The sequence below is a fragment of the Streptomyces sp. NPDC041784 genome (assembly GCF_055591025.1).
The window spans coordinates 441,461-451,234 of sequence record NZ_JBVJAB010000007.1; the positions used below are offsets into that span (position 1 = coordinate 441,461).

Here is a 9,774-nt window from a genome sequence, read left to right on the forward strand (position 1 = left end):
TCTGCAGGTCCTGTTCGAGGCGGGGATCGGTGTTGGCGAGGTGGACGTAGTGCTCGGCCATCCGCTCGGAGACCTGCCCGAGGTAGCGCTTGACGTGGATGAGGTCGGCGCCGTTGCGCAAGAGGTTCGTCGCCAGCGTGTGTCGGCGTTGGTGGGGGACGCAGTGGGCGATGTCGAGCGTGTCGACCCAGTCGCGGAACAGCTTGTGGAACCACCCGTAGCTGGCACCCTTGAGTAGGTTGCGGTTGCTGTACTGCCGGGGGAACAGGGCGATCTGCAGGCGTTCACGCGTGTTGGGGGCCGTCCGTAGCGCTGGGTGAAGCGGGCGACGGTCACTGCCTGGCGGTGCTCGATCCGCTGATAGAGCCGTTCGGGGATGCGGATGGCCTCGTCGTAGTTGCCGACTTTGGTCTGGTCGTGCCAGGACATCGGCAGTCCGCTGAGCCGGCCGATGCATTCCAGGCGGGCGTCGAGGACCTCGCCGCAGCGGCGGCCGACCAGGACGAGCGTTTCCCAGGCATCCCGGAGCCCGCGGTTGTTGATGTCGAACGATTCGAGGTTCGCCAGATTGGTCGGGTGGGCCAGGGCCCTGGCAACGTCGTCGGGGAACGGCGATCGACGCCCCGTGGGGGCCGTGGCCCTCGGCATCGCGACGATGAAGCTGCGGTCCAGTCCGATCTTGTCAGAAGCACCGGTCTCCAGTGCTTCGCGCAGGACGCGGCGAGCACTCATCAAGACGGTCGAGAGGGTTCCTGCGGTGGCGATTGAGGGCTCACCGGCAGGTCGGGACCGACGATCGCCCTGATGATGGTGGATGCCGGGCGACTTCAGACCATGCCGGGCTCGGTGCCGCTGATCGGTGACGAAGTCGGTCGCATGGGACTCGGCCAGCACCGTGGGGTCGTGGCCTCCGCCCGGCACGAAGCCTTCGGGGTAGGCGCTCAACTCCACGCATCCCCGGCGTAGTTGATCGAAACTGGTTCGGCTGCGGGGCGGGTTCGTCTTCAGTCGGGCGGCCAGGAAGTCCCAAAGCAGGTCCCGCAGCCGGCGCTGTGTGACTCGGCTCAGGTCGATTCTGCTGCCGGCGTGGGGGAAGCGGACGCCGAAGTGTTCGGTCTCGATGAATCCGGCGTCCTTGGTGTCTTCCCGGGTGAAGTAGACCAGTCGTAGGTAGCCGAGCATTGCTGTGCCCACCTGGCGGACAAGGCGGTTGCACTTGTCCAGGTCGAGGTCGGCCAGGGAGTCCGCCTTGGCGGTCCGGCAGGTCTCGGCAAGGTGCTGGATCCAGGGAAGTGCCCAGTTCGTGCCCTGGGCTGGAGTCTGGGTGTGGTGGAACATCGCCCATTGGATCTCCGCCTTGACCAGAGGTTTCAGGCCCAGCAGTGACACCTTGCCGTGAGAGCGCATGATCGGCGCGGTCGCCCAGCACCATCGCCGGAAGGCGGCCTCGTCCTGGTAGCTGACGAGACTGGACGTGTGTCCTTCGTTGGCCAGCCGGCCCCAGTGATGGGGAAGTCGGGCTCCGCCGGGACATCCGGCGCGGTTGTGGAGGAGCCGGTGGCGCCGGCACAGTCCCAGCGCATGCACCGCAGCCTCGGGGCATGGCACCACCTGGCACTGCCCGAACGAGGGCAGCACCGGCTGGTTGGCGGCCCACTCATCGAAGTCCGGGGCAGCACCCCCTTTGAGGTGCGGATATTGAGCCCGGCGCCATCGGGTGGCGTGCATGTGACAGAGCCGGTCCGGACTCCAGGACGGGGTATGGCGACAGATCCGGCAGGGCGGCGGCGTCTTCCAGGATGCCTGTTTCAACGGCTGGGCGGTGCGAAGGAACTCCGCGACGCTGACGCCTTCCCGGCGTTGTCGGCCCCAGTCGCGTAGGTGGATATGGCAGAACTCGGTGCCCGGGTTCAGAGGCCGCTCGCACCGCGGGACGCCGCACTCCCAGGCGTAGACGGGGTGGTCGCCGGGCAGGTCGATCACGTCCGTGTGGAAGGCGGCGTCGAACGTCGGCGCGTTGAGCAGGGCGGTCAGCAACTCCAGCCGGTCGCCGGTGGTGCGGCTCGGAACCGTGGATGGTGACAGCACGGGCAGCAGCCGGCGGGCGGGGGCACTCACTCCTCCTCACCCCAGACGGCCTTCAAGGCGGCCACGAACCCCGGCGAGTGCTGATCGGGATGGCCATAGACCTCGTCGACCATCCTCATCGAGGCCCAGTTGCCCGCCTCCTTGGCCACCAGCGGGTCGTTTCCCGACGCGTCGAGGATCTTGCCCATCGTGCTGTGCCGGAACTGGTGCGGCTTGATGCGGCCGGGCAGACCGGCCCGTTTCCCGGCCCGCCGCAGCATGCCGCGGGCCGCGTCGGCCGTCCACGGATCACCGGTGTTCGACCCGTGCAGCTGGATCAGCAGCATCCCGTGCCCGGTGGCGTACTTCGTGTACTCGGTGGTCATGTAGGTGAAGTAGGTGCTGATCATCGCCGGGCTCACCTGGTAGATCTCCCCGCCGGTGATCACACCGTCCTGCAGCTGCCACTCGGGCTTCTTCTTCGCCGCCGCCCGGTTCGGGTTGGCCCCGCGGTGACACACGTGCACGTGCGGACTCTTGCACTCGCCGCAGGCCGCTTTCTCCCGCAGGTGCAGGTCGACCAGGTGCAGCCCGGTCAGCCCGCCGATCCGCAGGGTCGTGTCGGACAGCCAGGTCACCACCATCGCGTCCCGGGCCGTGTTGACCTCGTTCAGCAGCTCGGGCCTCGCCCCGTCCGGGAGCATCTTGGGGTGCCGGCGGCGCGAACGGCCGGGTGGCGTCAGAGGGTTGGCCGACATCGAGGTCACCAGGTGCCCCAGCAGAACCCGGTCCCGGTCCGGCTGAGTCGGCAGCCGCCGGACGTCCAAGGCTGCCTTCAGCTCCGGGTTCACCCCCTGCCGGGCGCATTGGTGAAGGTAGAAGCCCCAGGCAGGCGGCCGTGACCCTGAGGGCGTCGGAGCCGTACGGACGTTTCGGCGGCACCCGCCACGGCTCGCCGAAACGGCATCGGCACCCGTGCCCCGACCGCCCCCATGTACCGCTGCAGATCCGACAGCGAGACCTTCGCCGTCGTCAGCCCCTCGCGCACCCGCCACCGCAGGTGATCGACAAGGGTGTACGCGTAGGTCTTCTGCGTTCCCGAGCCCTCGTACTGGCACAGGAAGCAGTCCGCCTCCTCGTCCACGGTGAGGTCCGGCCACACGATCGCGAACGCCCGGCTCCCGTCCCGTTGGACCATCTCCTGGACACGAATGTCATCCAGGACAATCACGCTCCGCACATGCCCCTCCCGCCGCATCCCGACGTGACGAACAGCCTTGCCGAGATCGGTAAACGAGAACGCGAAAGCCCTATAGACCACCCCGACGAGTGACCCTGACACTCACAGCACAGTCGGTAAAGTCGCCGACCAGCACCTGCCGTCCCGTACGGGCCCGGTCGGGAGTGCGGGTGCCGGGCACGGCCGTGTGGGCGAGAACGGGGCCCACGTGGTTGCCGTGCCGCTGCGCTGTGAACTGGTTCCTCGCCAGCCACGAAGAGATGGCGAGAGCCGAGATCGACACCACCACTGTTCCAGTGTTGATCAGCGTTGATGTGTCCAATGTGCAACTCCCCGTCGTCAGAGGTCGCAGGTTCACAGGTGAACGGAGCCCGCGGTCTCTCACGGTTTGCCCAGCATGAGATCCCCCAGCACGCGAAGGCTTCCTTCCGTCCTGGAACACGCTTCGGTTGTGCGATCCCCATGCTGCTGGTGCGGCAGTTGTGGCGGGCGGGGAGGGCATGACATGACCGCCCCATTCACGACCAAGATCGAGGGGGTTGCGGTGTCCGGCACACCAGACGATCCCGACCCCTTCGGCCTGGAGGTGGGCGAGGTGCAGCAGGCGGCCCACGTCGTGCAGGCGGTGGTGGCCCGGTACGCCCTGCGGATCCCCACGGAGCGCAAGGCGCCGCTGCCCGATGAGGAGCGGATCGCGCAGCTGACGGCTCACTGGCTGTGACATCAGGGAGCCGGTACGGCTTTGGCACACGCAGGGTGTTCTGCGGCTTTAGTGACTGATGCGGCAACAGAGGCGACGGATTGTCGATGTGCAGGGACGGATCGCGGGCAGGCCCGTGACTGCGCGGGGTGACCAGTGCTAGAAAGACCGGATGGCAGACCGTTTTGTCCGGCTTCGACATGTATCGCTGTGGTCGCTGGTGCGAAAGAACACGCGAAGCGTCGCGGGGCAGATGTTCCTTCTGCAGGTGACGCTGGTGGTGCTGCTCGTGGCATTCGCCGTCTTCGCCCTTGTCCTGCAGTCGCAGCGGCACACCAACGCCGAGGCCAAACGGCGCTCCATAGCCGTCGCGCAGACTTTCGCGCACTCCCCAGGCGTGTTGTCCGCGCTGCAAGCCTCGGACCCCTCGAAAGTCCTGCAGCCGCTGACTGAGGCGGGACGCAAGTCCGCGGGCGTCGACTTCGTCGTGGTGATGGACACGAAAGGGATCCGCTACACCCATCCCCTGCCGGACCGGATCGGGAAGCAGTTCGTAGGAGAGATCGAGCCGTCGCTGGCAGGGAAGGTCTATACCGAAAGCGTGCACGGCCCCCTCGGCCACGAGGTCCAGGCGACCGTGCCCATCCGGAACACCCGGCACCAGGTGGTGGCGCTGGTCTCCGCCGGGCTGAAAGTCAAGAACGTGACCAGTCTGGTGGACCGGCAAATTCCGATCATCTTGACCGCCGGGGCGGGGGCACTCGGGGCGGCCACCGCCGCCACCGTGCTGGTGGGCCGACGGTTGCGACGCCAGACTCACAGCCTGGCCCCGAACGAGATGACCCGCATGTATGAGCACCACGACGCGGTGCTGCACTCCGTGCGCGAAGGGGTGCTCATTGTCAATGTCGAGGGGCGATTGCTGCTGGCGAACGACGAGGCCAGACGACTCCTGGAGCTGCCCCCGGACGCAGAGGGGAAGCCTGTGTCCCAGATGCCGAGCCTGGAACCCGAAATGGTGTCGTTGCTCAGTTCCGGCCGCGAGGCCACTGACGAGGTGCACTTGGCCGGGCCGCGGCTGCTGGTGGTCAACCAGAGGCCCACGGATTGCGGCGGAGGTCCCAAGGGCACCGTCGTGACACTGCGCGATTCCACGGAGCTACAGGCTGTGTCCGGCAGGGCCGAAATCGCGGGTGAGCGGCTGAAGCTGCTCTACGACGCCGGACTGGGCATCGGCACCACCCTGGACGTGATCCAGACGGCCGACGAACTCGCCCGGATCGCCGTCCCTCGTTTCGCCGACTTCGTCACCGTGGACCTGGCCGACGCCGTATTGCACGGCGAGGAACCGTCGACCACGGCAAAAGGCATGAGACGCGTTGCCGTATGCGGTACCCGCGACGACCAACCGCCGCTCTACGAGAAGGGCCGGCTGATCGACTTTCTGCCGTCCACACCCCAAGCGCGCGGCTACGGCAGCGGCCGCTCGGAACTGGTGGCCGACCTGTCCACCGCCACGGGCTGGCATCTGCAGGACCCGGAGCGCACCGAGCAGGTAGTGGACTACGGCATCCATTCGCTCATCGTGGCTCCGATCCGGGCCCGCGGTGTCGTGCTGGGCATGGTCAACTTCTGGCGCTCCAAGGAGCACGACCCCTTCGACGAGGAGGAGCTCGCGCTGGCGGAGGAGCTGGTTGCTCGTGCCGCGGTCAGCATCGACAACGCCCGCCGGTTCACGCGTGAACATACCCTGGCGGTCACCCTCCAGCGCAGCCTGCTGCCGCGAGCCCTCCCTGAGCAGAGTGCCCTCGACGTCGGCTACCGGTACCTCCCCGCCCAGTCGGGTGTGAGCGGGGACTGGTTCGATGTGATTCCGCTGCCAGGCAGCCGCGTGGCGCTGGTCGTCGGTGACGTGGTCGGCCACGGCCTGCACGCCGCTGCGACCATGGGCCGGCTGCGGACCGCGGTGCACAATTTCTCCGCGCTCGATCTGCCGCCCGATGAGCTGCTGAGCCATCTGGACGACCTGGTCGGGCGCATCGACCAGGACGAGGACTGCACGGACAGCCCCGCCGCCGTCGTGGGCGCCACCTGCCTGTACGCGATCTACGACCCTGTGACGTCCCGCTGCACCATGGCACGCGCGGGGCACCTGGCTCCTGCGCTGGTCCATCCTGACGGAAACGTCACCTTTCCCGACCTGCCGTCAGGTCCGCCGCTGGGTCTCGGCGGCATGCCCTTCCAGGCCGCTGAGCTGGACATCGCCGAAGGCTCCCAGCTCGTCCTTTACACCGACGGTCTCATCGAGGACCGGACCCGCGACCTCGACGAAGGAATGGAACTCCTGCGCAAAGCCCTGGAGGGTCACCCTGAGCGTGCGCCGGAGGAGAGCTGCCAGGCCGTGCTGGAATCGCTGTTGCCCGGACGTCCCACGGATGACGTGGCTTTGCTCATCGCCCGTACCCATGCGCTGCCGCCGGATCGGATCGCCGAGTGGGACCTGCCACCCGATCCGGCTGCCGTCGCCGGGGTGCGCGCCGCGGCGACCGACAAGCTCGACGAGTGGGGCCTGTCCGAACTGAGCTTCAGCATGGAACTGGTGCTGAGCGAGCTCGTCACCAACGCTGTCCGCTACAGCTGCGAGCCGATCCACATGAGGCTGATCTACGACCGCACGCTGATCTGCGAGGTGGCCGACGGCAGCAGCACGTCGCCCCATCTGCGGTATGCCGCGACGACCGACGAAGGCGGCCGGGGCCTGTTCCTGGTGTCGCAGCTGACCGAGCGCTGGGGAACCCGGTACACCCCCCAGGGCAAGGTGATCTGGGCTGAGCAGGCGCTACCGAATCACTGAGAGACCATCCGCTTTCCGAACGTGATCTTTTGATCTAGGTGGTTGGCAGTCTGGGATGCTTTGTGACTGGCGCTGTTGGAGACGAATCGGACCCGGCACGGCAGTTCGGGTGCACGACCTACGGGAAATCGGCAACGCGGTCCTCTACGTCAACCGCACCGGCATCCCGTGGGAGTAGCTGCCGCACGACTTCCCGCCCTGCAAGACCGTCTACGACTACTACGCGAAGTGGGAAGCCGACGGCACCACTCGGCAGGTCCACGACCTGTTACGCGACGGGATCGAGCCGGCCGCTGCGGTGGCGGCGCTGCGTGATGAGTTGCTACCGGCCGGGGCGCTGGATGCGGGTCAAGCTCTGGCGTTCAAGGTTGACCCGGTGGAGCTGGAGTTCGCTGTGGAGGTGCGGGTGGACGCGAAGGTGAAGGCCGGTTTCAAGGCGTGGGTGCTCACCGGGGATGTCTAGGCAGGCGTGGCCCGTGGCCGTTCGCGCCGGGTGGTTGTCACGTCCACTTCACAGAGGCCGGGCGGTGGGATCTTCTGGTCCAAGGCGGCGCGGCCGGCTCCAGGGTCCGGGGGATGTCTCCGGGCGCATCGACGGCTGACCTGGCACGAGAGACACAGGGGGACCACGGGGCACGGTGGATCTTGGTCGGGTAGTTGAAGTGGAGGGCAGCGGCGGGCCTGGGCCGGGGTATGTGATCGCGCCGCGGCTGGTGCCGACCTCCGCGCACGTGGTACCCGAACCGAGGGGAAGCGTGTCGTTGTTCCGGCCGGGCCAAGCCGACGTGTGGGGCGGCATGGTGGTCCGGCCAGGCACACCGGGCGGGCGCTACGCCGCCGCCCAAGTACGCATCGACGATCCGGCCTGGGCGCCGCCCCCGGGAGCCCCGGCCCGCTGGGGTCGCCTGGTCACCCACCGCCCCGAAACCTCCTGATGAACCTTGCCCAGCACCCGCCCCGCCCCCGCCACCTACGGCACCTCTTCTCCGTGGGGTGGGATGTCGGGGGCCGCGTCCTCCGTGGGGTGGGATGTCGGGGGCCGCGCTGTTCTGCGGTGACAGCGTGACGCCGCCCTGAGTCGTCTGCTGGACCACTGTCTGGCGGCGTCGTCGGCGGCCATGGACGTGCTGTATCCCGCCGAACGGCACCTGCGTCCCGCCGTCGAGGTGCCCGACACCGGTCTGCCGCCGCTGCGTACGGCCGACGAGTGCCGCGCGTGGCTGCGCGCCGCACAGCACACACTGGTGGCACTGTGTTCCAGGACCGAGGAGCCCGGGCCGTCCCGGCACACCGTGCGGATCGCCACCACGCTCCACCGCCACTACGAGCGCTCGGGGCATTTCGCCGACGCGCTGACCGTTCACACGCATGCCGTGCGGGCGGCCCGTGCGGTGGGAGACGCCCGCGGTGAGATCGATGTCCTTGCTTGCGTCGGCGCGGTCCACCGGCGGCTCGGAGACTACGAGAGCGCTCACCGGCACCACGCGATGCGCTGTCGCTGTGCCGTCGGGTCGGATATCGGGCCGGAGAGGCGCGTCACCTCACCAATGTGGGCGTGCTGCACGAGCTGCAGGGCCACTACCGGCAGGCCGCCGAGCACCATGAGAGGGCGGTCGAGCTGTTTCGCGCGGTCGGCGACGTCCACGGTGAAGCCGACGTGCTGAACAACCTCGGCATCGTGCAGGAGTTGCTGGAGGACTACCAGGCGTCGATCGAGCGGTATCAGCAGGCGCTGGCGCTGTACCGGCAGACAGGCCATACATTCGGGGAGGCCAGCGCCCTCGGCAACCTGGGGATCGTACTGGCGCGGCTGGACGACCACGCGGCCGCGGCCGGGCGCTTCGAGCAGGCGCTCGCTCTCTTCCGGCGGCTCGGGCACACCGGCGGAGAGGCGCATGCGTTGTCCAACCTGGGAAACGCGCTGTGCCGTCAGGGCAGGTACGAGGAGGCCGCCGCATACCAGCGCCAGGCCCTCGTCCACTTCCGCCGGACCGGGGAACCGTACGGGGAGGCGGGTGCGCTCAACGGCCTGGGCGAGGCTCTGCACGGCACCGGACGGCACGCCGAGGCCCTGGAAGCTCACGCATCGGCGCTGGAAGTGGCCCGTGGAATCGGGGAACAGGAGGAACAGGCCCGCGCCCACATCGGTACGGCCCTCGTCCGACAAGGCAGGGGACAGAGGGCGCACGCCATCGATCACCTTCACCAGGCACTGTCCCTGTACACCGCGCTGGGCTCTTCCCGCGCGGAAGAGGCGCGCGTGACCCTCCGCTCCTTGACGGCCGGGTAGTTCGGCTTCGGTCGGCATCGAACCCCGCAGGACAAGATGACAAGCGACTTAGAGGATCAGCACACTGAGCGCATGCGATACGAGGAGAAGGCGAAGCTCGCCACCGCGAGGGCCTTGGTCCCGGTGGCCATCCTTGTCACCTCGCCGGTGCTGCTGATAGCCGGAGCGCCGGTCCGTCGCCGATACCTCCGCTACATCTACCGGGATGAAGCCCCACTGATCCTGGACAAGAAGCAGGGCCGAATCAGCGTCCACTCGTTCGTGGTCACCAGCCCTCTTCTCGAATGGCTCTGCTGGCCCACAGAGTCACTCACTCGACTCATCTCGCGCCGGGGTTGACCCAGCCGTTTGAGGCAGCGGGGCAGGGCTCGGGGTGGGCGAGCGGGTGGTGCCCAGTCCGAGCGCCGGTCAGGCCGGCTTGATGGTGTAGATGGCGGCACTGTGGGGCGGCGAGGTGGGGGCGAACGGTGGTCTCTTTGCTCTCCTGGCCGCTCGAGGAAGCAGTCACCCCCGGTCCGGCCGTGCTGGAGGCGCTACGCAGAGCCACTCGGCGGGCCGCGTTCGAGACCGCGGTCACGTTCGAGGGCCGTTGACCGGTGAAGCACCCCACATGACCCACATCA

Annotated in this window: 7 protein-coding genes and 1 pseudogene; 5 read left to right on the top strand and 3 right to left on the bottom strand. The window is 68.1% G+C overall.

The genetic code is table 11. The features are described 5' to 3' along the window. Nucleotides 1-91 precede the first annotated feature (91 nt). From ACZ6D7_RS18575 to ACZ6D7_RS18585, 3 genes and pseudogenes are all read right to left on the bottom strand, one after another. Nucleotides 92-457: pseudogene (locus tag ACZ6D7_RS18575) on the bottom strand (hypothetical protein); the annotation flags it as partial. Between the two features lie 1,657 nt (nt 458-2,114). After that, nucleotides 2,115-2,825, bottom strand: coding sequence for a tyrosine-type recombinase/integrase (locus ACZ6D7_RS18580; protein WP_469491516.1), 711 nt, complete (start codon nt 2,823-2,825; stop codon nt 2,115-2,117). Nucleotides 2,826-2,914: 89 nt separating this feature from the next. Continuing rightward, nucleotides 2,915-3,388 (bottom strand): hypothetical protein, encoded by a 474-nt coding sequence (locus tag ACZ6D7_RS18585; protein ID WP_469491517.1) that lies wholly within the window; start codon nt 3,386-3,388, stop codon nt 2,915-2,917. 424 nt (nt 3,389-3,812) lie between these two features. Between ACZ6D7_RS18585 and ACZ6D7_RS18590 the strand changes: the two genes are divergently transcribed. From ACZ6D7_RS18590 to ACZ6D7_RS18610, 5 genes are all read left to right on the top strand, one after another. Beyond that, entirely contained in the window at nt 3,813-4,028 is a 216-nt protein-coding gene (locus ACZ6D7_RS18590) for a hypothetical protein (protein ID WP_469491519.1), read from the top strand. A 232-nt stretch (nt 4,029-4,260) separates the two neighbouring features. After that, nucleotides 4,261-6,861, top strand: coding sequence for a SpoIIE family protein phosphatase (locus ACZ6D7_RS18595; protein ID WP_469491521.1), 2,601 nt, complete (start codon nt 4,261-4,263; stop codon nt 6,859-6,861). A 298-nt stretch (nt 6,862-7,159) separates the two neighbouring features. After that, entirely contained in the window at nt 7,160-7,324 is a 165-nt protein-coding gene (locus ACZ6D7_RS18600; RefSeq protein ID WP_469491523.1) for a trypco2 family protein, read from the top strand. Nucleotides 7,325-8,287: 963 nt separating this feature from the next. Beyond that, on the top strand, nt 8,288-9,151 hold the full coding sequence (locus ACZ6D7_RS18605) for a tetratricopeptide repeat protein (RefSeq protein WP_469491524.1): 864 nt from the start codon (nt 8,288-8,290) through the stop codon (nt 9,149-9,151). A 72-nt stretch (nt 9,152-9,223) separates the two neighbouring features. After that, complete coding sequence (locus tag ACZ6D7_RS18610) at nt 9,224-9,490, top strand: hypothetical protein (RefSeq protein ID WP_469491526.1); 267 nt, start codon at nt 9,224-9,226, stop codon at nt 9,488-9,490. Nucleotides 9,491-9,774: the final 284 nt, after the last annotated feature.

Bases quoted from the DNA above. Each gene is read 5' to 3' on its own strand.
- ACZ6D7_RS18580 (WP_469491516.1), bottom strand. From the start codon at position 2,825: ATGTCGGCCAACCCTCTGACGCCACCCGGCCGTTCGCGCCGCCGGCAC.
- ACZ6D7_RS18590 (WP_469491519.1), top strand. From the start codon at position 3,813: ATGACCGCCCCATTCACGACCAAGATCGAGGGGGTTGCGGTGTCCGGC.
- ACZ6D7_RS18595 (WP_469491521.1), top strand. From the start codon at position 4,261: ATGTTCCTTCTGCAGGTGACGCTGGTGGTGCTGCTCGTGGCATTCGCC.
- ACZ6D7_RS18610 (WP_469491526.1), top strand. From the start codon at position 9,224: ATGCGATACGAGGAGAAGGCGAAGCTCGCCACCGCGAGGGCCTTGGTC.